The organism is Nocardioides sp. CER19, from assembly GCF_029846275.1.
Classification (GTDB): domain Bacteria; phylum Actinomycetota; class Actinomycetes; order Propionibacteriales; family Nocardioidaceae; genus Nocardioides.
This window is the reverse complement of sequence record NZ_JARVWS010000003.1, coordinates 56,365-82,051: the sequence shown is the minus strand read 5'-3', so window position 1 is coordinate 82,051 and position 25,687 is coordinate 56,365. Positions and strand designations below refer to the sequence as shown.

The 25,687-nt window shown below is 71.8% G+C and carries 24 protein-coding genes; 11 read left to right on the top strand and 13 right to left on the bottom strand.

Going from position 1 to position 25,687, the window contains the following annotated elements:
* Positions 1-328: 328 nt before the first annotated feature.
* Complete coding sequence (locus QDS12_RS15900) at positions 329-751, top strand: hypothetical protein (protein WP_279880657.1); 423 nt, start codon at positions 329-331, stop codon at positions 749-751.
* 196 nt (positions 752-947) lie between these two features.
* Here the strand turns inward: QDS12_RS15900 and QDS12_RS15895 are convergent, their stop codons facing one another.
* From QDS12_RS15895 to QDS12_RS15885, 3 genes are read right to left on the bottom strand one after another with little or no spacing between them, the layout of a single operon-like run.
* Positions 948-1,379 carry a GNAT family N-acetyltransferase gene (locus QDS12_RS15895; RefSeq protein ID WP_279880655.1) on the bottom strand — a complete coding sequence of 144 codons (432 nt, stop codon included), beginning with the start codon at positions 1,377-1,379 and terminating at the stop codon, positions 948-950.
* Between the two features lie 56 nt (positions 1,380-1,435).
* Positions 1,436-1,942 carry an SRPBCC domain-containing protein gene (locus QDS12_RS15890; protein WP_279880653.1) on the bottom strand — a complete coding sequence of 169 codons (507 nt, stop codon included), beginning with the start codon at positions 1,940-1,942 and terminating at the stop codon, positions 1,436-1,438.
* A gap of 14 nt (positions 1,943-1,956) precedes the next feature.
* Entirely contained in the window at positions 1,957-2,274 is a 318-nt protein-coding gene (locus QDS12_RS15885) for a metalloregulator ArsR/SmtB family transcription factor (RefSeq protein ID WP_279880651.1), read from the bottom strand.
* Positions 2,275-2,383: 109 nt separating this feature from the next.
* Between QDS12_RS15885 and QDS12_RS15880 the strand changes: the two genes are divergently transcribed.
* A complete protein-coding gene (locus tag QDS12_RS15880) occupies positions 2,384-3,019 on the top strand; it encodes a LysE family translocator (RefSeq protein ID WP_279880649.1) in 636 nt (211 codons plus the stop codon).
* Positions 3,020-3,031: 12 nt separating this feature from the next.
* Here the strand turns inward: QDS12_RS15880 and QDS12_RS15875 are convergent, their stop codons facing one another.
* A complete protein-coding gene (locus tag QDS12_RS15875; protein WP_279880647.1) occupies positions 3,032-3,841 on the bottom strand; it encodes a protein phosphatase 2C domain-containing protein in 810 nt (269 codons plus the stop codon).
* A gap of 117 nt (positions 3,842-3,958) precedes the next feature.
* Between QDS12_RS15875 and QDS12_RS15870 the strand changes: the two genes are divergently transcribed.
* Positions 3,959-4,357 carry a nitroreductase family deazaflavin-dependent oxidoreductase gene (locus QDS12_RS15870; protein WP_279880645.1) on the top strand — a complete coding sequence of 133 codons (399 nt, stop codon included), beginning with the start codon at positions 3,959-3,961 and terminating at the stop codon, positions 4,355-4,357.
* Between the two features lie 6 nt (positions 4,358-4,363).
* Here the strand turns inward: QDS12_RS15870 and QDS12_RS15865 are convergent, their stop codons facing one another.
* From QDS12_RS15865 to QDS12_RS15850, 4 genes are read right to left on the bottom strand one after another with little or no spacing between them, the layout of a single operon-like run.
* On the bottom strand, positions 4,364-4,969 hold the full coding sequence (locus tag QDS12_RS15865) for a DNA-3-methyladenine glycosylase I (protein ID WP_279880644.1): 606 nt from the start codon (positions 4,967-4,969) through the stop codon (positions 4,364-4,366).
* Positions 4,970-4,991: 22 nt separating this feature from the next.
* A complete protein-coding gene (locus QDS12_RS15860; protein WP_279880642.1) occupies positions 4,992-5,453 on the bottom strand; it encodes a GNAT family N-acetyltransferase in 462 nt (153 codons plus the stop codon).
* 43 nt (positions 5,454-5,496) lie between these two features.
* On the bottom strand, positions 5,497-6,243 hold the full coding sequence (locus tag QDS12_RS15855; RefSeq protein WP_279880640.1) for a sortase: 747 nt from the start codon (positions 6,241-6,243) through the stop codon (positions 5,497-5,499).
* 28 nt (positions 6,244-6,271) lie between these two features.
* Positions 6,272-7,171: an LLM class F420-dependent oxidoreductase gene (locus QDS12_RS15850; RefSeq protein WP_279880639.1), complete on the bottom strand. Its 900-nt coding sequence runs from the start codon at positions 7,169-7,171 to the stop codon at positions 6,272-6,274.
* A 132-nt stretch (positions 7,172-7,303) separates the two neighbouring features.
* Here QDS12_RS15850 and QDS12_RS15845 point away from each other — a divergent pair, with 132 nt between their 5' ends.
* Entirely contained in the window at positions 7,304-9,157 is a 1,854-nt protein-coding gene (locus QDS12_RS15845; RefSeq protein ID WP_279880638.1) for a CocE/NonD family hydrolase, read from the top strand.
* Between the two features lie 42 nt (positions 9,158-9,199).
* Positions 9,200-9,913, top strand: a complete 714-nt coding sequence (locus QDS12_RS15840; RefSeq protein WP_279880635.1) for a peptidylprolyl isomerase — start codon at positions 9,200-9,202, stop codon at positions 9,911-9,913.
* A 12-nt stretch (positions 9,914-9,925) separates the two neighbouring features.
* On the opposite strand, the gene QDS12_RS15835 is transcribed toward QDS12_RS15840, so the two are convergent.
* Positions 9,926-10,363 carry an OsmC family protein gene (locus QDS12_RS15835; RefSeq protein WP_279880633.1) on the bottom strand — a complete coding sequence of 146 codons (438 nt, stop codon included), beginning with the start codon at positions 10,361-10,363 and terminating at the stop codon, positions 9,926-9,928.
* Between the two features lie 79 nt (positions 10,364-10,442).
* On the opposite strand from QDS12_RS15835, the gene QDS12_RS15830 reads away from it, so the two are divergent.
* Together QDS12_RS15830 and pepN are read left to right on the top strand one after the other, a co-directional pair.
* Entirely contained in the window at positions 10,443-10,727 is a 285-nt protein-coding gene (locus QDS12_RS15830) for a Fe-S cluster assembly protein HesB (RefSeq protein WP_279880631.1), read from the top strand.
* Between the two features lie 73 nt (positions 10,728-10,800).
* Positions 10,801-13,239: an aminopeptidase N gene (gene pepN, locus QDS12_RS15825; RefSeq protein ID WP_279880629.1), complete on the top strand. Its 2,439-nt coding sequence runs from the start codon at positions 10,801-10,803 to the stop codon at positions 13,237-13,239.
* A 12-nt stretch (positions 13,240-13,251) separates the two neighbouring features.
* Here the strand turns inward: pepN and QDS12_RS15820 are convergent, their stop codons facing one another.
* Complete coding sequence (locus QDS12_RS15820; protein WP_279880627.1) at positions 13,252-13,959, bottom strand: SDR family NAD(P)-dependent oxidoreductase; 708 nt, start codon at positions 13,957-13,959, stop codon at positions 13,252-13,254.
* 103 nt (positions 13,960-14,062) lie between these two features.
* Here QDS12_RS15820 and QDS12_RS15815 point away from each other — a divergent pair, with 103 nt between their 5' ends.
* A complete protein-coding gene (locus tag QDS12_RS15815; RefSeq protein ID WP_279880625.1) occupies positions 14,063-14,935 on the top strand; it encodes a helix-turn-helix transcriptional regulator in 873 nt (290 codons plus the stop codon).
* Positions 14,936-14,965: 30 nt separating this feature from the next.
* Complete coding sequence (gene rmuC, locus QDS12_RS15810; protein ID WP_279880622.1) at positions 14,966-16,402, top strand: DNA recombination protein RmuC; 1,437 nt, start codon at positions 14,966-14,968, stop codon at positions 16,400-16,402.
* Positions 16,403-16,407: 5 nt separating this feature from the next.
* Here the strand turns inward: rmuC and QDS12_RS15805 are convergent, their stop codons facing one another.
* The gene (locus QDS12_RS15805; RefSeq protein WP_279880621.1) at positions 16,408-17,241 is read right to left on the bottom strand and encodes an arylamine N-acetyltransferase; all 834 of its coding nucleotides are present in this window, start codon (positions 17,239-17,241) and stop codon (positions 16,408-16,410) included.
* Between the two features lie 57 nt (positions 17,242-17,298).
* Positions 17,299-20,592, bottom strand: a complete 3,294-nt coding sequence (locus QDS12_RS15800; protein ID WP_279880619.1) for a glucodextranase DOMON-like domain-containing protein — start codon at positions 20,590-20,592, stop codon at positions 17,299-17,301.
* A 123-nt stretch (positions 20,593-20,715) separates the two neighbouring features.
* Between QDS12_RS15800 and QDS12_RS15795 the strand changes: the two genes are divergently transcribed.
* Both QDS12_RS15795 and QDS12_RS15790 read left to right on the top strand, forming a co-directional pair.
* Entirely contained in the window at positions 20,716-21,885 is a 1,170-nt protein-coding gene (locus QDS12_RS15795; protein ID WP_279880617.1) for a glycosyltransferase, read from the top strand.
* A gap of 77 nt (positions 21,886-21,962) precedes the next feature.
* The gene (locus tag QDS12_RS15790) at positions 21,963-22,718 is read left to right on the top strand and encodes a class I SAM-dependent methyltransferase (RefSeq protein WP_279880615.1); all 756 of its coding nucleotides are present in this window, start codon (positions 21,963-21,965) and stop codon (positions 22,716-22,718) included.
* 18 nt (positions 22,719-22,736) lie between these two features.
* Here QDS12_RS15790 and gcvP read toward each other — a convergent pair whose 3' ends face one another.
* Complete coding sequence (gene gcvP / locus QDS12_RS15785; protein ID WP_279880613.1) at positions 22,737-25,613, bottom strand: aminomethyl-transferring glycine dehydrogenase; 2,877 nt, start codon at positions 25,611-25,613, stop codon at positions 22,737-22,739.
* Positions 25,614-25,687: the final 74 nt, after the last annotated feature.

Below are 25,687 nucleotides of genomic sequence, written 5' to 3'. Positions count from 1 at the left end.
GGGCGGCGAAGCCGCACCTTTCCTTGTCTCTACAGACCAAACGCTCACAGACCAACCGGGGGAGTCAGACTCCCCTCGGTACCTGGTTCGACTTCCCTGCCTGTCGCGTCCGCTGCGGGTCGGCGAGCCCGTCCTGGTCCACAACGAGACCGGCGAGATTCGGCCGATGCGGTGCCAGCGAAACGGCTGCCCAGACTGCATCGGCGTCAACGCCTGGCGGCGCTCCCTGGCGGTCCGTCACGTCGAACCGACCCACGAGCTCACAGTCACCACTACCGACCTTCACCGCTGCGACAACCCGTGGCCAGAGGTTCAAGACCGACTCCGCGTGCTGCGCCAGGCCGCCAAGCGCGATCACGTCGACCTGGGCGCGTTCGGAACGTTCGTCGAGCAGGGCTCCAAGTCCGGAATGACCCACGCACATATCGTCGTCAAGGACGGCCGCTGGATCGACTACGAGTGGCTTCGGTCGCGGCTCGTGTCAGCGGGGTTTGCACGGCGGTTCGAGTACCTGCCGATCAAGGACGGTGCGGGGTTCACGTCCTATGTCGGCAAGGGCTTCGCCTCCCACGCGGTCAAGGGCTACCGGGACGACGCAGACGACGCACTCAGGCTCAACGGCGGCCGGGTCGGTCACTTCTCGCGCGGGTTCTTCCCAGACGGCGTGCGCCGTGCTGAGGTCGAGTCCCTGGCGGCGTACTCAGAGGCGTCCGACGAGCCATCACCGTGGCGGGCTCGAGTCTGGTCCTGACCGCATCTCGGCGTGAGCCGCCTGAAAGGCCCTCCCGGCCCGGCTTGAATGGGCTGCCTCCCTCTCCAACTGCGGACGACGAGCCGGGCGGCAGCCCATCGCCTAGGGCGGGTCCGCGGCAAAGGTAGAGGGCTCGTGGGATCTCAGTCGAGTTGATTGACGTCTGCTCGGGTGTTCGCCGATAAGCGACATTATGTCAATCAGCGGACGGAGGGCCGCTCCACTCCATCCAGCTCGACGGCGACGCCAACGGACTCCAGCCGTGCTGCTCGTAGAGACCGTGCGCGTCGGCCGTCTTCAGCAGCAGACGCTTGATCGGCAACGACGCGACGTCGGCCATCACGCCGGACATCAGCAGCTTGCCCGCGCCACGACCGCGGGCGCCCGGGTCGACGATGACATCGCACAGCCAGCCGAACGTCGCTCCGTCCGTCACCACTCGGGCGAACGCCACCTGGGCGTCGGCCTCGTAGACGCCGTAGCACCGAGAGGCGGCGTTGGCGGCGTCCTGCACCTCCCGCGAGCGCCCGAGGGCCCAGTAGGCATGGGCGGACAGGGTCGCGTGCACCCACTCGCCGTCCAACCGTCCGGGATCCGCCGAGAACTCGAGCGCTCGTTCCGTTGCCACGGACGCAGCCTAGGGACTCCGGCTCACGTCCGTCGGCGACTTTCCGCCGTGCCGTCTCAGGCGACGACCATCGCCTCGTACGTCGGCGTGAGCTCGTCCCATCGTGCGCGCCAGGCCGGCGACGGCGACCGGTCAGTCCAGCCGTCGGGGTGCACCGAGGCGCCGGTCGCCAGCGAGCGCCCGAGGTCCTCCAGATGCGTCTGCCACCCGGAGCCGTGGAAGTGGAGCTTGTCCAGCGGAAGACCACGCTCCTCCACGACCAGGCGGGTCTTGTCGCCCTCCTCGCTGAGCCACGCCTCGATCTCCGCCTCGTCATCGGTACCGGGCTCCATCCGCAGCAGGAGGTGGTGCGGCGCGTCGCACACCTCGACCCGGCCCGGGCCCGTCCACGTGCTCGTGAACGTCGCCTGGATCGTGCCGCCGACCTGCAGGTCCCCCGCGACCTCGGCGATCCAGCGTGCGAGCCGCGCGGGCGACGTACACGCCTCCCACAGGTCGTCGATCCCGGTGTCGTAGAGGTCCTCGACGCGTACCGCCCCGCGGGTCTCGTCCAGTGCGCGCATCGTCCCGATCGTTCTCATTCCCTGACCTTCTTCCCTCTCGCCACCTCGGTGTGCAGGGCGTCGAGCCGGTTCTGCCAGAGCGCGCGGTACTCCCCCAGCCACTCGTCCACCTCGATGAGCGCTTCCGGGCGAAGGCTGTAGATCCGCCGCTGCGCGTCCTGGCGTACGTCGACCAGTCCGGCCTCTCGCAGCACCCTCAGGTGCCGCGACACGCCTGGCCGCGCGATGGGCAGAGCCTGAGCGATCTCGCCGGCCGTGGCCGGGTGGTCGCGCAGCATCTCGAGCACCGTGCGCCGGCTTCCGTCCGCCAGCGCCTGCAACACCGCATCCATGGCAGGTAATGTACCGACTTAGTTACGTAACCGCAAGGGTACTTATCGAACGGGTCCACGATGCGACAAATGCCGCGACGTCTCCCGCGCGGCCGGGGAGGATCGGCGCATGGTCTCGCTCAGCGCTGTCGTCGGTGTCGCGGCCGTCGCGTTCGGCATGGTGATGACGCCCGGTCCGAACATGATGTACCTGGTCTCCCGCTCCCTCACCCAGGGTCGTGCGGCCGGGATGATGTCGCTGAGCGGCGTGGTCACCGGCTTCGCGCTCTACGTGCTCGCCACGGCCGCCGGACTCTCGCTCGTCTTCGTCGCCGTCCCGGAGCTGTTCTGGACGGTCAAGCTCCTCGGTGCCGCCTACCTGCTGTGGCTCGCCTGGGGCATGGTGCGCAGGACCAAGAACGCGTTCTCGCCCGACCTGACGATGCCGCACCACTCGCCGCGACGCCTCTACGTCATGGGCATCACGACCTGCCTGCTCAACCCCAAGATCGCGCTCATGTACGGCGCCCTGCTCCCCCAGTTCGTCCGTGCCGGCTCGGGCCCGACGACGGTCCAGCTGGTCGAGCTGGGACTGGTGCAGATCGCCGTGGCGACCCTCGTCAACGCCACGTGGGTCCTGCTCGCCGCCCAGGTCGCCCGCTGGCTCCACCGCAGCCCGCGGGCCGAGCGCGGGGTGCGGTGGAGCACTGCCGGACTGCTCACGTGGTTCGCCGTGCACCTCGGCCTGGCGCGAGCCGCAGCCTGACGACGGGCATCGTCAGACCGAGTGCGGCACCTTCACGGCCCCGGGGTCGACGACGAGGTGCGGGTCCGCCAGCGCTCCCACGACCCGGCCGTCGCGCGAGATCCGCGGGCCGTCGACGACGTCCGCCACCAGGCAGGTGACGTTGTCGCGACCCCCTGCGGCGAGCGCGGCGTCGACCAGCGCCGCCGCGGCGTCGTCGCGGTCCGGCACCTCGAGCGCGGCCGCGATCGCCTCGTCCGACACCAGGTCGGAGAGGCCGTCGCTGCAGAGCAGCAGCCGGTCGCCGACGCGTAGGTCCAGCTGGGAGATGTCCGGCTCGACCGGCGCCTCGCCGTTGATCGAGCGCAGGACGACGGAGCGGTACGGGAACTCCTCGGCCTCGTCCTCGGACAGGCTCCCGTCGTCGACGAGGGACTGCACGAGGGTGTGGTCGTCGGTCAGCTGGGTGAGCCCGCCGGCCCGCAGCAGGTAGGCGCGCGAGTCCCCCACGTGGACCAGGTGGAACCGGTCCTCGTGTGCGACGACGGCCGTGAGCGTCGTCGCCATGCCTGACCACTCCGGCGAGCGCCGCACGCCCGCGCTCAGCTGCCGGTGCGCCTCCAGGACCGCACCGCGCAGGACCCGCTGGGGATCGGCGCCCGGGCTGGCGGCGACGAGCGCACTGACGACGTACGCCGTCGTCGCGGAGGCGACCTCGCCGGCGGCCGACCCGCCGACACCGTCGGCGACGAGCTGCAGGTAGGGGGCGGCGAACCCGGCGTCCTCGTTGCCGCTGCGGACCAGCCCGACGTGGGACGCGGCCGCAGAGTCGAACCTCAACATCAGCCCCTCCTTCGCGATCCCCCACGGCCCCGTGAACCGGCTCGGGCCATCATGCCGGAACCCGCGCCCGCCGTGCAGGGTCTGGACAACCGTGGGGTCCCGGCGGACGGTGGATCCATGACCACGATGAGACTGCCCACCGAGCGCGCGGTCCGTGCGTTCAACAGCGTCGCGATCCGGCTGGCCGGTACCCGAGCCATGCCGGTGTGGGCGGTGGTGCAGCACGCCGGACGCAGGTCCGGCAAGACCTACACGACGCCTGTCGCCGTGATCCCCGCCGCCGGTGTCTTCTACGTCGGGCTGCCGTGGGGTCGCGAGACCGACTGGGTCCGCAACCTCCGCGCTGCGGGCGGCGGCACGATGCGGTGGAAGGGCACGACGTACGACGTCAGCGACCCGACCTTCGTCGACAAGGCCGAGGTGCTGAACGTGGCGCGCCTCCCCCAGCGCGAGATCCTGAAGCGCTGGTCGATGAGCGACTTCCTGCGGGTGCGGCGGGTTCCCAACCCGCGCTGAGCCGGATCAGGCCGGCGGCTCGAACGCCGCCCGTGCCTTGGCCACGCGCTCGCGGACCACGCATCCGGCGTCGTGGTCGTTGACGAGGCCCATCGCCTGCATGAACGCGTAGGCCGTCGTCGGCCCGACGAAGCGCCAGCCACGCTTCTTGAGGTCGCGCGACATGGCGACCGACGCCGGGGACGTGGCACGGAACTCGGGCACCCGGTCGGGCTCCGGGTCCTCGTAGCGCCAGACGTAGGCGGCGATCGACCCTTCCCGCTCGACGAGGTCGAGGGCCCGCCCTGCGTTGTTGATGACCGCCTCGATCTTGCCGCGGTGACGGATGATCCCGGCGTCCTGCAGCAGACGCTCGACGTCCGCCTCCGTGAACGACGCCACCTGCTCGAAGTCGAACCCGTGGAACGCGGCGCGGAAGTTCTCCCGCTTGGCCAGGATCGTCCGCCAGCTCAGACCCGACTGGAATCCCTCCAGGCTGACCTTCTCGAACAGGCGGCGGTCGTCGGCGACCGGGAATCCCCACTCGGTGTCGTGGTAGGCGAGGAAGTCGGGGGCCGAGCCGCTCCACGTGCAGCGCGGCTCGCCGTCGGGGGCGAGGTAGGTGGCGGTCACGGGCGCCACTCTCCCACTCGCCTCACAGCGCCAGCTCCATGTAGACGCTGTGGGGGTCGTCGGCGTAGTCGGCGAACGGTCCGCGCACCACGAACCCGTGCCGGGCGTAGAGCCGCCGGGCCGGCGCGAAGTAGTCCTCCGCACCGGTCTCGAGGAGCACCCGGCGGCCGCCCTGGGAGCGCGCCTGGCCCAGGAGGAAGCCCAGCACCGCTGACCCCACTCCCCTGCCCCGACCGCCGGTCGCGGTCCGCATCGACTTCAGCTCGAAGGAGCCGCCGCCGTGGTCCTTGAGCGCTCCGCAGCCGGCCAGGGCGTCGCCGTCCCACGCCGACCAGAACGTCAGCCCGGGCGACCGCAGCCCGTCCAGGTCGAGCGCGTGCACGGACTCGGCCGGCGAGACGGCGTACATGTCGCCGAGGTGCTCCTCGAGGAGTGCGACGACCGCCGGCCTGGTCAGGTCGTCGATCTCGAAACGAAGGTCCACGGGCGCGAGAGTAGCCAGTGCCCGACCGACCTCCGGTCGAGGGTCAGCGGCGCTTGCGGTGCCAGAACGGGTTCTGCACCCGCTTCACGAGGACGCCGATCTTGTCGATGCGGTGCTCCGGGTTGCCGTAGCGGTCGGTCCAGTAGTTGCCGTGGGCGTGGTCCTCCGGCGTGGCGCACGTGGAGATGGTGATGTAGCCGCGATCGGGCACGGCCCCGGGCTTGCCGGGCACCGCCGCGCGCTGCGCGCGCAGGGACGACGCCGAGCGGAACGACACCCATCGCGTCGTCCTGACGCGGTAGACGTAGCGCCACCGGCCGCTGTCGACGAGCAGCTTGGCGCCGCGGTGCAGCGACGGCGTACGTCGGAAGACGCCGCCGTGGGCCGTCCGGTGGGCGGTCACCTGGTAGTTGCCGAGCCCGCCGGGCCCCGTGCCACCCTCGCGGCCGAAGGGGCTGGCCGCGATGCCCCGGTCCTGGATCTTCGTGCCAGGACCGTCATCGGTCTTGCCGCGGTACGCGATGACCCGGAGCCGGTGGATGCCGATGGCCGGGATGGACAGCCGGGCGTTGCGCGGCCGGCCGTCGCTGTAGTGCACTGCCGTGCGCGCGGCCACCGTCTGATGGGTGACCGCCTTGCCGCTGGCCTCCCGCGCGGCGGCAGGGCCGGCTGGCGCCGAGACCAGCGCGACGGCCGCGACGGCGGCAGCGACGGTGGCGCCGACCAGCGCCCGAGCGGGCCGGCGAGGGGGGCGGTGAGGGGTGGGGACGCTGTGAGCAGTGGGGTGCATGAGCCGCAAGTACCCGCCCGAGACGTCTTCAGGCGCCTGCGGCCGGCTCGATCTCGCGCAGCCGTGGGAGCACCGAGCCGGTGAACTGCTCGGTCCACGCCTGCGGGTCGCCACCCTTGGGCGGCGAGACGGTGACGAGGCTGACGCCGAGCGCGGCGTAGCGCTCCATCTCGGAGAGGAAGGCGTCGGGGTCGTCGACCGGCGAGCTCGGCCCCCCGCCGCCCCCGATCGTCTTGCGGATCTCGTGGTAGTCGCGGCCGACGTCGTCGCAGTGCCGCTTGAGGACGTCGAGCTTGTGCTGGATCTGGTCCAGGCCCTCGCGGACGAACAGGTGGCAGGCGTCGCCGTACTGCGCCACCAGCCGGAGGGTCTTGCGCTCTCCCCCTCCGCCGATGAGGATCGGCAGCCGTCCGCGCGGCGGCTGCGGGAGGTTGATCGTCTCCTTGAGGTGGTAGTGCTTCCCGTCGTAGGCCCCGTCGTCGTCCGACCACATCTGGTTGACGATCTGGAGCGCCTCCTCGAGCCGCTCGAAGCGCTCCGCGGTCGACGGGAACGGGACGCCGAGGCCCTCGTGCTCGCGGTCGTACCAGGCGGCACCGATGCCCAGCCACGCCCGGCCGCCAGAGAGTACGTCGACCGTCGTCGCGATCTTCGCGAGCAGACCTGGGTGGCGGTAGGTGACGCCGGTGACGAGCAGACCCAGGTTGACGTTGGTGGTGATCCCGGCGAGGTAGCCGAGGGTCGTGTAGCCCTCGAGCATGGGCTCGAACGGGCCGCCCACCGGGATCATCTGGAAGTAGTGGTCCATCACGGTGAGCAGGCTGACCCCGCCCTCGTCGGCGGCTTGGGCCGTCGCCGTCAGGCGCTCGGTCAGCCGGTTCTCCCAGTCGGGGTGCGTGAAGGTGAAGTAGTGAATGCCGGCGTCCATGACTCGACCGTAGAACTTGGAGCGCGGTCCAGAGCAAGAGGAATCCGGCTCGAACTTGTGACCGGCGAGTAACCTCCGGTCCGCTGTGGCGTTGGTCACGGCATGGTGCTGCGACGCCCGACCCTCCTCCCCGTGATCGCTCTCCTCGCCCCGCTCCTGGCGGTGTTCCTCGCCGTGCCCGCTCCGCCGGCCACGGCAGCCGTCTGGTCGCCACGACCGGCTGACTATCCCGGGACCGTGACGCAGCGCGACCTCGCGATCCCGATGTCGGACGGCACGGTCCTGCGCGGCGACCTGACCCTGCCGGCGGACGCCGACGGAGCCGCGGTGCCGGGTCGCTGGCCGGTGGTCGTCACCATCACGGCGTACAACAAGTCGGCCCAGGCGGCGGGCGGCGGCCTCGCCGGAAGCGACCCGACCTACCTGGTCGAGCGCGGCTATGCGCAGCTCACCGTCGACGCCCGCGGCACGGGCTCCTCCGAGGGCACGTGGTGCGCGTTCTGCACCCGCGAGGACACCGACTCGGGCGAGGTGGTCACCTGGGCGGTGGAGCAGCCCTGGAGCAACGGCTCGACAGCGATGTCGGGGCCGTCCTACATGGGCATCGACCAGATCTTCGCCGCCGCCAGCCACCCGAAGGGCCTCAAGGCGATCTTCCCGCAGGTCCCGGCCGCCGACGTCTACCGGGACGTGGTGGCCAGCGGAGGCCAGGTCGACGTCGGCTTCATCCCGCTGTGGATGGGCCTGGTGACCGGCACCGGGGTGATCCCGCCCGCCGTCACCGCCGGCGACCCGCGGTCAGGGCTGACCGCGCTGGCCCAGCACCTCGGCGCGATCGGCAGCTTCACCGCCCCCATGCTGCTCAACGCCCTCGGCGGTCAGGACCAGGCCTATGACGGCGACTTCTACGCACAGCGCTCGCCGATCAACGTCGTCGACGAGGTGCAGGTGCCGACGTTCCTCGTCTCCGGCGAGTACGACCTGTTCCAGCGCGGCACTCCGCTCCTCTTCGAGCGGCTCCAGCAGCACGGCGTGCCGGTGCGGATGGTCACCGGCCCGTGGAACCACCTGCAGGCGTCAGCCGGCGACGGACTCGCCGAGGCCGGCCACGGCAGCCTCCAGGAGCTGCAGCTGCGCTGGTTCGACCACTGGGTCAAGGGCGTCCCCGATCCCCGCCTCGACGACCCTCGGGACTTCGCCCCCATCACCTACTACGAGCAGGGCACCGGCGCCTGGCGTACGGCGAACCGGTGGGTCGACCCCGCCGACGTCCGGGCCACCTCGTTGCCGCTGGCCGGCTCCGCCGCACCCGGGCGTCCCGGCACGCTCGGCACGGCGCCGACGACGGCGGGGCGGTCGACGGTCCTCCCCGTCCCGGTCAGCGGCCTCTGCTCACGCTCGTCCGACCAGTGGACCGCCGGTCTGCTCTCCGAGCTCGAGCTCCTCAACGGCGCCTGCTTCGAGGACAACCGCGTCAACGACACGTCGTCGACGCTCTTCGAGACCTCGCCGCTCACTCAGACGCTGCCCGTCCTCGGCCCCATCGACGCCCGGCTCTACGTCTCGAGCAACACCGGCGACGGCATGCTGTCGGTGGGCGTCAGCGACGTGGCGCCGGACGGCTCGGTCAGGCGGCTCACCGGCGGCTGGCAGGTCATCTCGATGCGGTCGCTCGACACCGACCGCACCCGCTACCTCGACGGCAAGGTCCTGCAGCCCTACCACCCCTTCACGCAGGCGTCGGTCTCCCTCGCGAAGCCGGGCCAGGTGGTGCCGGTCGACGTCGAGGTCTTCCCGACCGGGGCCGCCCTGCAGCCGGGACACCGGCTGCGGCTGTCCGTCCAGGCGTTCGACGTACCCCACCTGGCGCCCACGTTGCCGCAGCTCCCTGGTGTGCTCACGGCGCTGACGTTGCACTCCTCGGCCGCCTACCCGTCCGCGCTCGTGCTGCCCACCCGCGGGCGGCAGGCCGGCTCGCCCCGGTAGCCCGTGGAGGGTGCCCACAGGCGGGGACCTACGATGCAGGCCATGCTGAAGCGCTCCCTGATCGCCGTCGCCCTGCTGACCGCCGGCACGACCCTGGCTGCCTGCGGCGGCTCCGACGACGCCGCGAAGGACGCGGGCGGGAGCGGGTCCTCGCCCTCGGCGGGGAGCGCCGGCGGCAAGACGTGCGACTACGAGTCCGACGGCTCCGGCAGCGACGTCAAGCTGCCGCCCAGCTCGCCGACCAAGACCGGCAAGGTGCCGGTCACGATCAGCTCGAGCGTGGGTGACCTCAAGCTGACCCTCGACGCCGACAAGACGCCGTGCACGGTGAACTCCTTCGTCTCGCTCGCCGACCAGGGGTTCTACGAGGGGATCTACTGCCACCGGATCGGCGACCCGCAGAGCTTCCCGATGCTCCAGTGCGGTGACCCGACGGCGACCGACCCGGACAACCTCGCCCAGGCCGGCTCCGGCGGTCCGGGCTACAGCTACGCCGACGAGCTGACCGGTGCGGAGAAGTACGGCCCGGGGACGCTCGCCATGGCCAACGCCGGCGCGGACACCAACGGCTCGCAGTTCTTCATGGTGTTCGGCGACATCGGCCTCGACCCCGCCTACACGGTCTTCGGGACCATCGCGCCGGACACGGTGAAGACGCTGGAGTCGGTCGCGGCCAAGGGCAGCAACGGCAGCAACCCCGACGGCACCGGCGCCCCGAACACGCCGGTGAAGTTCACCAAGGTGACCGTCGGCTGAGGTCGCCGGGGGTCAGCCGAGGGAGCCGGTCCGGTAGCGCACGTCGTCTCCCAGGGTGATGGTGCGTCCGACCGTGCAGAGCCGGTCCTGGCTGCGCTGGATGGCCGACTCGAGCACCTCGCGCGCCGCGTCGCCGGCCTCGCCGGCCGGGAAGGTCACGTCGAACGTCACGGTCAGCCCGACCAGGTGGTTGCCGCCGCCGTCGCGCACCTTCTGGCCCTCCGCGCGGGCGGCGAACGTCTCGAACGGCGCCCGCTTGCCGGTGATGAAGTCGACGTCGATCGCGCTGCAGCCGGCGAGCGCCGCCAGGAGCGCCTCGACCGGCGTGAAGTCCGGGTCGTCGCCGTGGCCGAGCGTCAGGACGCCGCCGCGGGCGTTGACGGCCTTGAATCGATGCTCGCCGACCTTCTCGAGGTCGACGGAGCGGAGGTCAGGTGTGGCATCGGTCATGGTCGAAGGATCGCATGTGTGCACTGAGCGCATCGGGGCACTGGGTCATGGTCCTGACGTCAATGGATGGAGTTCAAGCATGCTCACCCTGACCGACAACGCGACGAACATCGTCCGCAACATCGCGACCCAGTCGCCGCAGCCGGACACGGCCGGTCTTCGGATCACCTCCGACGGCAGCGCGGAGGCACCCTTCGCCGTGACGGCCGCCGACGAGGCGCAGCCGGGTGACCAGGTCGTCTCGAACGAGGGAGCCAACGTCTACCTGGACGGCCCGACGGCCGACCTGCTGGACGACAAGGTCCTCGACGCCCGCGTCGACAACGAGGGCAGGATCGAGTTCGCCCTGGGCCAGCAGGGCTGACGAGGCCTCACCCGAGCCTCGACTGTGTTGGGGGCTCGCGGCGCTCCACCGAGCCGACTCTAGGCTGGGCGCCGTGAGCCCCCACCTGTCTCTCCAGCGCGCCGAGGCGGAGGCCCGTCGCGCCCTCCTCGACGTCACCTCCTACGACGTCACCCTCGACCTGGCCGCGGAGGACACCACCTTCCGGTCGGTGACCCGTGTGCGGTTCACCAGCCGCGGCGGCGCCACGTTCGCCGACCTCAAGCCGGCGGCCGTCGCGTCGATCCACCTCAACGGCAGCCCGATCGACGTCGACCTGCTCGACCGCGGTCGCCTCCCGCTCGACACCGTCGCCGGCGAGAACGAGCTCGTCGTGGACGCCACCATGCGCTTCCGCAACGACGGCGAGGGGCTCCACCGCAGCGTCGACCCCGCCGACGGCCGCCACTACGTCTACGGCATGTCCTTCATGGACGCCGCCCCGTCGGTCTTCGCCTGCTTCGACCAGCCGGACCTGAAGGCGCCCTACACCCTGCACGTCACCGCCCCCACGGACTGGCACGTGTTCGCCAACGCGGCCGGCGCGCAGGTCGAGCCCGGCCGGTGGGAGTTCGAGGAGTCGGCTCCCCTGTCGACGTACTTCGTGACCGTCGTGGCCGGCCCTTACCACCTCATCGAGGACGTCCACGACGGCATCCCGCTGGGCCTGTCCGCCCGGGCGAGCATCGCCGCCGACCTCGACAAGGACGCCGACGAGATCCTCACGGTCACCCGGCAGTCGTTCGACGAGTTCCACCGGCTCTTCGGCATCCGCTACGCGTTCGGCAAGTACCACCAGGCCTTCGTCCCGGAGTTCAACGCGGGCGCCATGGAGAACCCCGGCTGCGTGACGTTCCGGGACCCGCTCGTCTTCACCTCGCGCGTCACCCGCGGCCTGCGCATCCAGCGGGCCACGACGATCGCCCACGAGATGGCCCACCAGTGGTTCGGCAACCTCGTGACGCCCGTGTGGTGGGACGACCTGTGGCTCAACGAGTCGTTCGCGGAGTACCTCGGCAACCGGGTCACCGCCGACGTCACCGAGTACGCCGACACCTGGGCGGACATGTCCTACGCGCGCCGCCAGTGGGGGCTCGTCGCCGACCAGGGCCCGTCCACGCACCCGGTCGCCGGCAACGGTGCCACCGACGCCGTCTCCGCGCTCCAGGACTTCGACGGCATCTCCTACACGAAGGGCTCGGCGATCCTGCGCCAGCTCAGCTCCTCGGTCGGCGACGACGTGTTCTTCCGCGGGGTCGTCGACCACTTCACCCGGCACCGGTTCGGCAACGCGACGCTCCACGACCTGGTGGACGCGTGGGAGCGCGCCGGTGCCGGCGACCTCGCCGGCTTCGCCGGCGCGTGGCTGCTCACAGCCGGGCCGGACCGCCTCGAGCTCGACCGCGCGGCCGGCGTCCTGCGGCGCACCCCGCCCGCCGACCACCCGGCGGACCGCTCGCACAGCTTCCGGGTCGCGGTCGCCTCCGGCGGGTCGTGGCGGACCGAGACGGTCCAGGTCGACGGTCCCGAGACGGCGTACGCCCCGGAGGGCGACGCCGTCCTGCTCGACCCGTACGACGACACCTGGGCGGTGACCATTCCCGACCCGGCGACCATCGCTGCCCTCCCCTCCCTGCTGCCCGCGATCGAGGACGGCCACCTGCGCGCCGGCGTGTGGAACGGGCTGCGCAACGCGTTCCAGAACGCGGCTGTCTCACCGGCCGACGTCATCGACATCGCGGTCGCCAGCTTCCCCGTCGAGGACACCGAGGACCACACGCGCCGCACCCGGGTGTGGCTCTACAGCCGCGTGCTGCCCCTCGCGCCGGAGGGCTCCGTCGAGCGCCTGCACGACGCGGTCCTCGGCAAGCTCGCGACGCTGCCCGAGGGCTCGGAGTGGCAGCTGGCCGGCTTCCGTGCCGCCGTGGCGACCTCGGCCGACCCGGCCGAGCTGCGCGGCTTCCTCACCGCGCCCCCGGCCGGCATCGAGGTCGACCGCGACCTGCGCTGGCGCGTGCTCGTCCGCCTCGCCTCGCTCGGCGCGATCGACCGCCCCGAGCTGACCGCCGCCTTCGACGCCGCCCCCTCCGCCGAGGCGCGGGTCGAGCTGACCCGTGCGCTCTGCTCGCTGCCCGACGCCACCGCGAAGGAGTACGCGTGGTCGGTGTTCACCGGCGAGACCGACCTGCCCAACTACGACGTGGTCGCCGCCGGTGCCGGTTTGTGGCGGGCCGGCCAGGAGGAGCTCACCCGGCCCTACGTCGACCGCTACTTCGTCGAGCTCCCCGCGACCGCGAAGGTCCGCAGCGGCTGGGTCCTCGCCGATGCCGCCGAGGCGTTCTTCCCGGCGACGTCGATCTCCGAGGACACCCTCGCCAAGGCGCTGGCCCTGGCGGATGATCCCGAGCTGGACGGCCCGCTCCGCCGCCGGCTCACCGACGCGGCCGACGCGCTGCGGCGGCAGCTGGCGGTGAAGGCGGCGTTCCCGGCCTGACCTACCGCGGGCCTACCACGCCAGCGGGCCGTGCACGGAGGTGTAGGTGCCGGTCGGGCCGTCAGGCCCGACCTGCGCCATCCGCACGATGACGGCGGCGCCCTCCGTCACGGTCTGCACGCCGGTGTTGCCGTTGAGGTCGGTCCGCGTGAAGCCGGGCTCGACGAGGTTGATGCGGAAGCGTGGGAAGGCCTTGACCAGCTGTACGGTCACGGCGTTCACCGCCGTCTTCGACGCGGGATAGGCGACGCCGGGGTAGGCGAACGCCGGGGTGGCCGGATCGCTCATCGCCGCGAGCGAGCCGAGGCCGCTGCTCACGTTGACGATCACCGGGGCGGCGGAGCGCTCGAGCAGCGGGAGGAACGCGTGCGTCACCCGGACGAGACCGAAGACGTTGGTCTCGAACGTCGCCCGCATGAGGTCTGCGGTCACGTCGGCGGCGCCGATGACCGCGTTGCCGGGCCCGCGTTCCTCGATCCCGGCGTTGTTGACCAGGACGTCGAGGCCGCCGTCGGCCTCGACGGCCTTGGCGGCGGCGTCGACGGACGCGTCGTCGGTGACGTCGAGCTGCACGAAGCGGGCCCCGATCCGCTCGGCGGCCGCCCGGCCACGCCCCTCGTCGCGCGCTGCGACGTAGACGGTGTGGCCGGCCTCGGCCAGCTGTCGTGCGGTCTCGAAGCCGAGACCCTTGTTCGCTCCGGTGATGAGTGTCGTGGTCATGTCTTCCACGGTGCGCCGGGCGGACCGCCCCAGCCAGCGCCCTGCGCTTCATGGGACTGCGAGGGCCACCCACGCACGGCGGTCGTGAGGCAGAGTGGGAGCCATGCCTGGGACGGAGTTCGGCGAGACGGTACGACGGTGGCGTGACCGTGTCGCCCCGCAGTCGGCCGGCCTACCGTCGGGTGACCGTCGGCGGGCGCCCGGGCTGCGCCGCGAGGAGCTGGCGGGCCTGGCCGGCATCTCCGTCGACTACCTCACCCGGCTCGAGCAGGGCCGTGCCCGCAACCCGTCCGACCAGGTCGTCGACGCCCTGGCCCGCGGTCTTCGGCTCACCGCCGCCGAGCGCGCCCATCTGTACGCGATCGCCGGTCTCGCCCCGCCCGGCCGCGGGCTGGTCCCCGGCTTCGTCCCGCCGGGGGTCCACCGGCTGCTCGACCGGCTCGCCGGCACGCCGGTCGCCGTCTCCGACGCGATGTGGACGCTGCTCATCGCCAACCCGGCGTACGTCGCGCTGATGGGTGAACGGGAGGGTCGCGCCCGCAACGGCGCGTGGCGGACGTTCGTCACCACAGGAAGCCGCGTGCGCCACGACCCCGACGTGGTGGCGGCGACCGAGGCGGCCACGGTCGGCGACCTGCGGCGTACGGCGGCCCGCTACCCCGACGACCCACGGCTGAGGCAGCTGGTCGCGGACCTGCGCACCGCCAGCCCGCGCTTCGCGAACCTGTGGGACTCGGGCGTCGTCGGCGAGCACACGTCGTCGGTCAAGACCATCGACCACCCGGTCGTCGGGCCGATCACCCTGGACTGCGACGTGGTCACCGTCGCCGGCAGCGACCTGCGCATCATGATCTACACCGCCGAGCCCGCGTCCGAGGCGGCCGAGCGGCTGGCCCTGCTCGGCGTCGTCGGCACCCAGGACCTCGGGCCCGAGGTGGGCTCCCCCACGCCAGGCGCTCGCGTGTCGGACGCCTGACTGTCGGACCCCGCTGAAAGACTGCGCGACATGGCAACACTCGGTCTCGTCGTCCTCGGCGTCCTGCTCGGCCTGCTCCTCGGCGGGCTGGCTGCGCGGACGCTCCTGCAGCAGCGGTTCGAGCGGCTCCGGTCGGCCGAGTCCGACGCCGCCCGTGTCGCGCTGGACGATGCCGTCCGCCGGGAGACGGAGCGGGCCGCCGCCGCCGAGGCGCACGCCCATGCGATGTTCACCGCCCGCCAGGACGCGGTCGTCGCTCAGCTCCAGCAGCAGGCAGCCACCGACCGCGCCGACGTCGAGCAGCGCCTCTCGGCCGCCGTCGCCCAGGTGGCCGGTCTGCAGGAGGCGCTCGAGGCGGCGCGCCTGCAGCACCGCGAGTCGCTCGAGGCACAGCGTCGGGCGCAGGCCGAGCGGGAGAAGGGCGAGGCCGGCCAGGCCCAGGTGCTCAAGACGCTGACGCCGGTGGTGGAGCACCTGCGAAGCATGCAGACCAAGGTCGACTCCCTCGAGAAGGCGCGCGTCGAGCAGCACACCGAGCTCGCGGCCCAGATCCGGCACACCCAGCGCTCCGTCGAGGAGTCCCGCAAGGCCGCGGACACGCTCGCCTCGGTGCTCAAGAACAACTCCGTCCGCGGCGCCTGGGGCGAGACCCAGCTGCGGACCCTCGTCGAGACCGCCGGCCTGCTCAACCGTATCGACTTCGAGCTGCAGCACTCGGTCGAGGCCGACTCCGGCGACCGGCGTCCCGACATGGTCATCAACCTGCCCGGCGGCAAGCAGATGGCCATCGACGCCAAGGTCCCCTACAACTCGTTCATGGACGCCCAGCGCGAGGGTCTCGAGCCAGAGACGCGGCAGCGCCTGCTCGACGACCACGCCAAGAAGGTCCGCGGCCACGTGGACGTGCTGGCCCGCAAGGGCTACTGGACCGGCCTCCCGGTCAGCCCGGAGTTCACGGTCGCGTTCATCCCCAACGAGCAGCTGCTCAACGCCGCGCTCGAGGTGGACCCGTCGCTGATGGAGCACGCGTTCCGGCAGGGCATCGTGCTAGCGACCCCGACGAACCTGTGGAGCATGCTCAAGACGGTCGCCTTCACCTGGAAGCAGGAGGCCCTCACCGAAGACGCCCAGGCGCTCTTCGAGATGGGGCAGGTGCTCTACCGCCGGATCGTGAAGCTCGCCGACCACGTCGACAAGCTGGGCCGCTCCATCGAGCGCAGCGTCAAGGACTACAACGCGTTCACCGGCTCCCTCGAGCGGTCGGTGCTGCCCGCGGCCCGCAAGCTCAACGCCGCCGACCCGGTCTCGGTGATCGCCCCGCCGCACGAGATCGAGGAGGCGCCGCGCTCCCTCACCGCCGGTGACTTCGCGGCGCTCGCCGACGTGGAGCGGCCCGAGCTCGACCTCACCCTCGCCTTCGACGAGGCGGTCGAGGCCGAGATCGTCGATGAGGCCGACGCCGGCTGAGCCCGCTACGACGCCCTCAGCGTGTCCACCTTCTCGAGCAGCCGGGCGTGCTCGTCCGGGGACAGAGGGACCTCGAGGGTCGAGAGCCATTCGTCGATCTCGCCGCGGCGCAGGGGCCGGTGCTCGGTCGGACGGCCGGGCGTGCGGATCGTGAGCGACTCGTGGGTGACGGTGACGTGCCGGCCGGGAAGGTGCTTGGCGACCATGAGGCCGGTGGTGAAGTGCGAGCCGGGATAGGTGCTCGTGTAGTGATGCCCCATCACGACGTCGACCGGCTTCACCTCGAGCTCGTCGGTCGTGTGGGCGACCTCCCAACCCTGCTCGCGCATCCGATCCAGGACCCAGGCCCCGGCATCCGTCCGGCGGACCCGGTGGCGCCACCCGGTCAGGTAGTCGTCCTCGGCGCCGTCGGCGATCGGGATCGGTCGAAGCAGGCTCATCCCGAATCCGGGGTCGCACAAGAGACGCCGGTCGTCCAGCACCACCTCGACCACCATGTGCGTGCGACCCTGCTGGGTGCCCGCGTCGGGGTCTCCGACCCGCCCGAGATGCCTCCTGACCTCGTAGCCGAGACGCTCCAACGCGGCGGCGAAGATCGTGCTGTGCTCGAAGCAGTAGCCGCCTCGCCCACGACCGACGAACTTCTCCTGGACGTCGCGGAGCGAGACGCCCGGATGCTGGCCGAGCAGCACGTCGATGTTGTCGAAGGTGAACGCGCGCACGTGCGCCTCGTGCAGCTCGGCGAGCGCTGACCGGCCCGGATCCCGCGCCGGAACGCCCAGCCGCTTCAGGTAGCCATCGAGGTCGAGCAGATCGATCTGCCACGCGTCGGTCGACATGCCGCCAGTCAAGCGCATCGAGACCAGGGCGCGGGCGACGCTCGCCCGACGCTCCGGCTAGGGGATCGCGACGCCCCTCAACACGACCGGGGTGTGCAGCGTGTAGTCCAGCTCGTCGGCCTGGGAGACGCCGGACGGCGTGAGGACATCCATGGCCTTCGGCACCGTCGAGGGATCGACGGTGCAGTGCGGGTCGCTGCTGATGGTCGCGCAGACGCCGAACTGATAGTCCTGTGGCGTGCGCTGGAAGCCGCGGGCCTGGTCGGGGCTGAACCCGTCCTGGCCGGTCAGCACGACCGTGAACGCCCAACCTGACGCAGGCGAACCACCGAGCGCCGCCTTCGGCACCGAGAACGTGATGTAGCGGGAGATCCGGTTCGCGCTGATCGTCACCGAGCCCACGGTGTTGGTGTTGGACGCGTCGACGAACCGCTGGCCGAAGCCCTGCACCTCGATCAGCCGGCTCCACGCGTCACTCGAGGCGATCGTGTAGTTGCGTTGCGGGAACGAGGCGGCGGTCGACGTCGCTGAGGCGCCGGGTTGGTGGACGTAGACGTCGACGAGCTGCGCGCCGAGAGGGCTCCCGAAGGTCGGCGTGAGGTCCCGCGTCTGCACGCGGAACGTCACGGTCGGGCCGGTGTCGTAGACCTGGAAGTCGGTCATGTCGTAGGCGCCGGCGTGGAAGTCCCCCGCTGTCGGGTAGGCGTAGTTGCCCGGTCCGTTGTCGTCGCCCGTCGGGTCGTTGGTGTCGAGCAGCAGCGTCCCCTCGACGACGTCGTTGACGACCGTGCGGACCGCCTGTGCCGTCCCGCCGTCCGGTGCTGTGCTGGTGACGACGAGGACGTTGTCGCCGGCCTGTGCGGGGATGTCGAAGCTGAAGGCCCCGCTCGCGCCGACGGTGGCCGTGGCGTGGGTCGTGGTGCCGGCCACGTCAGCGACGTCGACGACAGCACCGGGCACCGCCGTACCGACGACGTGGATCGGGTCGGTCGCCGCGGTCTGGTCGGGAGGCGACGTGACGGTCAGGGTCGTGGCCTTCTGGGTGTGCCTGAGGTAGCGGTCGACCGTCGCTGCCGGCTGCTCCAGCACTCGGCGTGCGGTCAGGTCGGCGACGAGCCGCACCTGTGCGGCGGCGCCCCAGGTGAGCGGGGCGGCCGAGCCGTCCGGCTTGCCGTTGACGAAGCCGATGGAGGCCTGTGTCGGGTCGGTGCCGTACGGCGACGCCGCGACGTCGGGGGCGTCCCAGACCTGCTCCGGCACGAGGCCGACGCCGGACGACATGGCGTCGATGGCCGCCAGGAGCCGGGCCGCGTCGCTGCTCCGGCCGGTGGCCAGGTCCTGCTCACCACGTTCGGCCGAGAGCACGGGCCAGATGTGCCCGGTGCCCTGGTTGGAGGGCGCCCACGGGCGGCCCTCGGTCGGGCAGGTGTGATCCGGCAGGACGTGGCAGTCGCCGTAGCCGTCACCGTTGTAGCGGAGCCAGCCGACGCCGCTGTTCGTCTGGTTCCTGATGGTCCTGTCGACCACGGTCAGCGAGTTCGCGACATCCGGGTCCGTGGCCGACAGCTCGCCCAGCCGGACGAGCTCCAGGAACCCGGCGTCGATGACGGCCCGCTGGTCCAGCGTCGGACCGCCGTTGCCGACGTTGTAGCTGATCGCGGCGTTGGGGTCGCCGGTCTTGGAGAGCCTGATGAAGTACGGCCGGCTCGACAGCGGACCGTTCGTGGTCACCGCCCAGCCCTTGACCGACCGCTGGTACCGGTCGGCCGTCGCGAGCCACACCCGGGCGTCCGCCGGAGAGTGGTGCTTCCTCGCGATCCTGGCCGCGGCGACCAGCCCCGCGATCTCGGCGGCGATCGTCGAGGGCGAGTATCCGCTCTGCTCCTCCCAGCGCTCCGGGCCGAACGACGGTCCGTGGGCGATGACGTAGTCGGCCGCGGCCTGGACGTGCGGCCACAGCTTCGTGTCCTTGGCGAGGCCCGACTGCAGCACCATCAGCAGCGGGTAGGCCACTTCGTCGAGCTGCGTGTTGAACGAGTCCGGCGCCGTCTTGCCGTTGACCAGCGAGTTCCGCGGCAGCGAGCCGTCGGGGAGCTGCTGGCGTTCGAGCAGGAACCGGGTGGCCGCCTGAGCGGTCGCGAGGTCCCCGTCGGTGAGCAGGGCCGTCCAGGCTTCGTAGAGGTCGCGCGAGAACACCTCGCGGTAGGAGCCGAAGTAGGTGTTCGCCGGGTCCCCCGCCGAGACGGCCTGCCCCCACGGCGACGCCAGCGACGCGACGATCGCGCCCGGGAACGTCTTGTCCTCACTGGCCTTCACCACGTTGGCGGACAGGTAGTACTGCCGGACCGCCGCTTCCTGCTGGGCCCGGCTGAGGCCAGGCAGGTGCGACGAGGGCCGGCGCAGCCTGGCGTCGTACGAGCGCCACCCGGCGGCGTACCTGCCCCTCAGGGCTCCCACCGGGGTCCGGACCGTCGCTCCCGCCGTCGACACCGCCGCTGCCTGCGTCGTGCCGAACCCGAGGGCGAGCGTGAAGTCGCCGTGCTTCCCGCGCGAGACGGCGGCCGTCTGCTCGACGTTGCCGCCCATCGCCGTGTCGGTGGGCGTGAGGGCGTGGGCTGAGTCGAGCTGCGTGAGGCCGTCGCTCGGCGTCCCGACGAAGCCGCTGCTCACCGCACCGAACGGGCGGTCGGCCCGCAGTGCCAGGAAGCTGGGCACCGCGTAGTCGCGGTTTGCGGCGCTGGTCGTGGTCACGGTGTCGTAGGAGACCGGTACGGCGGATCCGGTGGTCGTGTCGACGACGGCGTTGTCGGCCCCGCCGTTGCCCGCGCCACCGCCGCCGTTACCGGCCACCGTCGCGTCCAGGCGCACGTAGAGCCGGTAGGAGGCAGCCGCCGGCTTCAGCGGCGTGTACCGGCTGTGCACGACCACGCTCGAGCGGGCCGGATCGGTCGAGTAGGTGGTGGTGAGTCGGTAGGCGCCGGACTTCGCGGTCGACGTGACGGTGCAGATCATGCCGGTGGCGTCGGCGCTCACCGCGTACGTCATGTCGCGCGTCTGCAGGTCGGTGAACGAGGCGCCGTCCGTGACCAGGTACTGCATGGTCTCGACGTTGGTCGTGTCGATGGTCGGGGCGTAGACGTCGGACAGGACCCCACCCGCCACCGTGTACCAGATCTTGGAGGTCGAGTCGGGGGCCGTGCCGAGACAGTCCTTGCGCGCCAGGTCGAAGTGGCTGAGCGTGCCTGGTACACCGACGGCGGGCGACGCCGAGGCGGCGGGGACGACAGCGGCCAGGTAGCCCGCGACCGTCGCAGCGACCGTGAATCCGACCAACCGAGTCTGTCCGCGCATGTCGCGCCTCCGGTTCGCTAGGAACACCCCCATCTGCCGACACACGCAACTCCTCCGGCGAGCTGACGTCAATAGCCACCCGGCAGCGTTGCTGGGAGCGACGGCCGGTGGGACGCTCGGCGGATGCGGGTGCTGTGCGCCACGACTGCGAACGACGGCCACTTCGGGCCCCTCCTGCCGTTCGCCCGGGCCTGCGCGGTCGCCGGCCACGAGGTGCGGGTGGCGGCCCCCGCGTCGTACGCAACGGCGGTGGCGAGCGCGGGCTTCCACCACGAGCCGTTCGCCGACGCGCCCGCGGAGCTGATCGGGCCGGTCATGGCGCGGTTGCCGACAGTGTCCTTCGAGGAGGCCAACGACCTCGTGGTCCGGGAGGTGTTCGCGCGGATCGACGCGCAGGCGGCGCTGCCGTCGCTGACCGACACGGTCGAGCGCTGGCGTCCGGACATCGTGATCCGCGAGACCGCCGAGCTCGCCTCGCTCGGCGCGGCCGAGCGCTTCGGTGTGCCGCACGTGCACGCTTGCATCGGCATGCACGAGGTCGCGTCCCGCTTCGCCGAGTCGGTCGCCGACCCGTTGGAGGATCTGGAGCGGCGCGCCGGTCTGGACGCCGGGCAGGCGGCGGCCGCGCTCGCGACCGAGACGGTCCTCACTCTGGTGCCCGAGGGTCTCGACCGGGCGACCGACCACGCGTCACCGGAGGCGAGGCAGGTTCTGCGGTTCCACGAGCCCGCAGACACCACCGAGAGCCCTCCCCTGCCGGATTGGGGCGATCGTGACGCGCCGCTGATCTACGTCACGTTCGGGTCGGTGACCGGCTCGCTCGCGCCTTTCGCCGGGGTCTTCCGTGAGGCGTTGGACGCTCTCGCCGAGGTCGAGGCGCGGGTGATGATGACGGTCGGCCGGAAGGTGGACGTCGACGGCCTCGGACCCCTGCCGACGAACGCCTTCGTCGTGCCGTGGTGGCCCCAGGACGCGGTGCTCCCCCACGCGGCCGCGATGCTGGGGCACGGCGGGTTCGGCACCACCCTGGGTGCCTTGGCGGCCGGAGTTCCGCAAGTCGTCGCGCCGATCTTCAGCTTCGACCAGGCCGTCAACGGCGAGCACGTCGCGTCGGTCGGCGCCGGTCTCACCGTCGGACTCGGACCTGGGGTCGTCGAGCGAGGCGCGGCGCAGATCCCTCGACTCCTCGAGGATCCCGCCTACGCAGCCTCGGCACGCGAGGTGGCGACAGCGATCCGCGCCCTGCCGCCGTCAGCGGAGGTCGTCGGGGTCCTGGAGAGCATCGTGAGCTGATGACAGCCCTCGCCTCGCCCCAGAGCGGGCTCCACCTATGCCTCGACGTCCGGTTCGCCGCCTGAGAGGCTGACCGCATGTCGTTCGAGGTGGCGGCCGACGCCTACGACCGCTACATGGGCCGGTTCTCGCGTCCACTGGCGGCCGAGTTCCTGGCGTGGGCGGGCGCGGGCGACGGGCCGCCCGTCCTCGACGTCGGGTGCGGACCGGGCGCCCTGACGACGACGCTGGTGGACGCGCTCGGGGCCCAGCACGTGGCCGCCGTGGACCCCTCGGAGTCCTTCGTCAGCGCCGTCGTCCTGCGTCTGCCGGGTGTGGACGCGCGGCACGCGTCCGCTGAGCGGCTGCCGTTCGACGACGGCACGTTCGGCGCGGCGTACGCGCAGCTCGTGGTCCACTTCATGACCGACCCGGTGGCCGGCCTCGCCGAGATGCGCCGCGTCGTGCGGCCCGGCGGGACGGTGGCCGCCTGCGTGTGGAACTTCGGGGTCGGCTCCCCGATCGGTCCGTTCTGGGATGCCGCCCACGAGATCGACCCCCACGCACCGGTCGAGACCGGACGCCCCGGAACCAGGGAGGGTGAGCTCGCGCGGTTCGCTGCCGACGCAGGCTTGGCCGACGTCGTCGGCGGCACCGTCGAGGTCGACATCCCCATGGCCACCTTCGAGGAGTGGTGGGAGCCGTTCACCTTCCGCGTCGGACCCGCCGGCGACTACGTCGCGAGCCTCTCCCCCGACACGAGGGAGAGGCTCCGCGACGCCTGTCGGAAGCGGCTTCCGGACGCACCCTTCGACGTCACCGCCCGAGCCTGGGCGGTGCGGGCGACAGCCTGATCGTCGGAAGGTCCGCGGTCAGTCGGCGAACGCCTCCACGGGCGGGCAGGCGCATACCAGGTTGCGGTCGCCGTACGCGTTGTCGATGCGCGCCACCGGCGGCCAGTACTTGTCCGGGTCGACACCGGTGGGGAAGAGGGCGAGCTCGCGGGAGTAGGGCCGCTCCCACTCGCCGACGAGCGCCCGGGCGGTGTGCGGCGCGCCGCGCAGGACCGACGTCTCCGGGGTCCACTCCCCTGCAGCGACCCGGTCGATCTCGCCCTTGATCGCGATCATCGCGTCGATGAAGCGGTCCAGCTCGGGCAGGTCCTCCGACTCGGTCGGCTCGACCATGAGCGTGCCGGCGACCGGGAAGGACATCGTCGGGGCGTGGAAGCCGTAGTCGATGAGTCGCTTGGCGACGTCCTCCACGGTGACACCGGTCTCAGCGGTGATGCCGCGCAGGTCGAGGATGCACTCGTGCGCGACCAGGCCGGTGTCGCCGCGGTAGAGCACCGGGTAGTGCTCGCCGAGCCGGGCGGCCACGTAGTTGGCGCTGAGCACCGCGCTCGCGGTGGCGCGGGTCAGTCCCGCCGCGCCCATCAGCCGGACGTAGGCCCACGAGATCGGCAGGATGCCCGCCGAGCCGTACGGCGCCGCCGAGATCGGACCGATGCCCGCGCGCTTGGCCTCGTCGGGGTGGAAGCCGTGCGAGGGCAGGTAGGGCGCCAGGTGGGCGCGCACCGCGACCGGGCCGACGCCCGGGCCGCCGCCGCCGTGCGGGATGCAGAAGGTCTTGTGCAGGTTCAGGTGCGAGACGTCGCCGCCGAAGTCGCCCGGCTTCGCGTAGCCGAGTAGCGCGTTGAAGTTGGCGCCGTCGATGTATACCTGGCCGCCGTGGCTGTGCACGATCTCGCACAGCTCGGTGATGCCCTCCTCGTAGACGCCGTGCGTCGACGGGTAGGTGACCATGATCGCGGCCAGGTCGTCGCTGTGCTTCTCGCACTGGGCGCGCAGGTCGTCGAGGTCGACGGTGCCGTCGTCGGCCGACTTCACCACGACCACCCGCATGCCGGCCATGACGGCCGACGCGGCGTTGGTGCCGTGGGCGGAGCCCGGCAGCAGGCAGACGTCACGCTGTGCCTGCCCGTTGGCGTGGTGGTAGCCGCGGATGGCCAGCAGGCCGGCCAGCTCACCCTGCGAGCCCGCGTTGGGCTGGATCGACACCGTGTCGTAGCCGGTGACCGTCGCGAGCCAGCCCTCCAGGTCGTCGACGAGCCGGCGGTAGCCGACGGCGTCCTCGGCCGGCACGAACGGGTGCAGGTCGGCGAACCCCGGGAGCGAGATCGGCTCCATCTCGGTGGTCGCGTTGAGCTTCATCGTGCACGAGCCGAGCGGGATCATGCCGCGATCGAGCGCGTAGTCGCGACCGGACAGCTTGCGCAGGTAGCGCAGCATCTGCGTCTCGCTGTGGTGGCTGTTGAAGACCTCGTGGGTGAGGTACGGCGTCCGGCGGGCCACGTCGTCCGGCACGGCGGAGGCGGTCGACCGGTCGAGGTCGTCGAGGTCGACCGCGTCGCCCGAGACACCGAAGGCGCGCAGCACGCTCGTGATGGTCGACCGGGTCGTCGTCTCCGAGGTCGAGAGGGAGACCGTGTCGACGTCGACGAGCCGCAGGTGCAGGCCCAGCGCCCGCGCGCCGCTGACGACGTCGGCGGCGCGTCCGGGCACCGCCACGGTCAGCGTGTCGAAGAACGACTCGGTGCGCACGTCGTGGCCGGCCTCGCGGAGGGCCGCGGCGAGCACGGCGGCGTACCGGTGCGTTCGGGTCGCGATCGCCCGGAGTCCCTCGGGGCCGTGGTAGACGGCGTACATCGATGCGGCGACCGCGAGCAGCACCTGCGCGGTGCAGATGTTGGACGTCGCCTTGTCACGGCGGATGTGCTGCTCGCGGGTCTGCAGCGCGAGGCGGTACGCCGGCCGACCCTCCGCGTCGACGGAGACGCCGACGAGGCGGCCGGGCATGTGGCGCTCGAGCCCCTGGCTGACGGCCATGAAGCCGGCGTGCGGACCGCCGTAGAACAGCGGGACGCCGAAGCGCTGGGAGGAGCCGACGACGACGTCGGCGCCGAGCTCGCCCGGCGCCTCGAGGAGGGTGAGGGCGAGCAGGTCGGCGGCGACCACCGCGAGTGCGTTGCGCTCGTGGGCCGCGGCGATGACGCCGCGCGGGTCGGCAACACGGCCCGAGGCGCCGGGGTACTGCACCAGCACGCCGCAGAGCTCACCCTCCGGGAGACCGTCTGCCAGATCGGCGACGACGACGTCGATGCCCATGGCGAGCGCGCGGGTCCGCACCACGTCGATGGTCTGCGGCAGGGCGTCGGCGTCGACGACGAACGGACCGGCGGCCTTCTTGTTCGCCCGGCGGACCAGCGTCATCGCCTCCGCGGCGGCGGTCCCCTCGTCGAGCAGCGACGCGTTGGCGGTCGGCAGGCCGGCCAGGTCGCCGATCATGGTCTGGAAGTTGATGAGTGCCTCGAGGCGGCCCTGCGAGATCTCCGGCTGGTAGGGCGTGTAGGCGGTGTACCAGCTCGGGTCCTCGAGCACGTTGCGCCGGATCACCGGCGGCGTGATCGTGCCGTGGTAGCCGAGCCCGATCAGCGACTCCCCCGGCATGTTCTGGCCGGCCAGCTCGCGGGCCAGCGCGGCCACGCCGCTCTCCGAGAGCGGGGCCGGCAGGTCGAGCGACTCCTCGGACCGGATGCCGGCGGGCACCGCCGCGTCCATCAGCTCCGAGAGCGACGAGTATCCGAGCCGCTCGAGCATCGCGCGCTCGGCCTCGGCGTCCAGGCCGACGTGGCGGTCCACGAACGGCAGCGCTCCATCGAGCTCGCTGAGGGTCGGGAAGTCGGTCACGGGGGCTCCTCGGGCGACGTACGGATGACGGCCCTCCCCCTCTGTCACCCGGCCGTGGGCCGCACTTCAGAGTC

Coding starts and splice junctions, on each gene's coding strand:
- QDS12_RS15855 (WP_279880640.1), bottom strand. CDS start 6,243: ATGCACCCCACTGCTCACAGCGTCCCCACCCCTCACCGCCCCCCTCGC.
- QDS12_RS15870 (WP_279880645.1), top strand. CDS start 3,959: ATGACCACGATGAGACTGCCCACCGAGCGCGCGGTCCGTGCGTTCAAC.
- QDS12_RS15790 (WP_279880615.1), top strand. CDS start 21,963: ATGTCGTTCGAGGTGGCGGCCGACGCCTACGACCGCTACATGGGCCGG.
- QDS12_RS15830 (WP_279880631.1), top strand. CDS start 10,443: ATGCTCACCCTGACCGACAACGCGACGAACATCGTCCGCAACATCGCG.
- QDS12_RS15820 (WP_279880627.1), bottom strand. CDS start 13,959: ATGACCACGACACTCATCACCGGAGCGAACAAGGGTCTCGGCTTCGAG.
- QDS12_RS15800 (WP_279880619.1), bottom strand. CDS start 20,592: ATGCGCGGACAGACTCGGTTGGTCGGATTCACGGTCGCTGCGACGGTC.
- QDS12_RS15805 (WP_279880621.1), bottom strand. CDS start 17,241: ATGTCGACCGACGCGTGGCAGATCGATCTGCTCGACCTCGATGGCTAC.
- QDS12_RS15840 (WP_279880635.1), top strand. CDS start 9,200: ATGCTGAAGCGCTCCCTGATCGCCGTCGCCCTGCTGACCGCCGGCACG.
- QDS12_RS15880 (WP_279880649.1), top strand. CDS start 2,384: ATGGTCTCGCTCAGCGCTGTCGTCGGTGTCGCGGCCGTCGCGTTCGGC.
- QDS12_RS15885 (WP_279880651.1), bottom strand. CDS start 2,274: ATGGATGCGGTGTTGCAGGCGCTGGCGGACGGAAGCCGGCGCACGGTG.
- rmuC (WP_279880622.1), top strand. CDS start 14,966: ATGGCAACACTCGGTCTCGTCGTCCTCGGCGTCCTGCTCGGCCTGCTC.
- QDS12_RS15875 (WP_279880647.1), bottom strand. CDS start 3,841: ATGTTGAGGTTCGACTCTGCGGCCGCGTCCCACGTCGGGCTGGTCCGC.
- QDS12_RS15850 (WP_279880639.1), bottom strand. CDS start 7,171: ATGGACGCCGGCATTCACTACTTCACCTTCACGCACCCCGACTGGGAG.
- QDS12_RS15815 (WP_279880625.1), top strand. CDS start 14,063: ATGCCTGGGACGGAGTTCGGCGAGACGGTACGACGGTGGCGTGACCGT.
- QDS12_RS15795 (WP_279880617.1), top strand. CDS start 20,716: ATGCGGGTGCTGTGCGCCACGACTGCGAACGACGGCCACTTCGGGCCC.
- QDS12_RS15835 (WP_279880633.1), bottom strand. CDS start 10,363: ATGACCGATGCCACACCTGACCTCCGCTCCGTCGACCTCGAGAAGGTC.
- QDS12_RS15890 (WP_279880653.1), bottom strand. CDS start 1,942: ATGCGCGCACTGGACGAGACCCGCGGGGCGGTACGCGTCGAGGACCTC.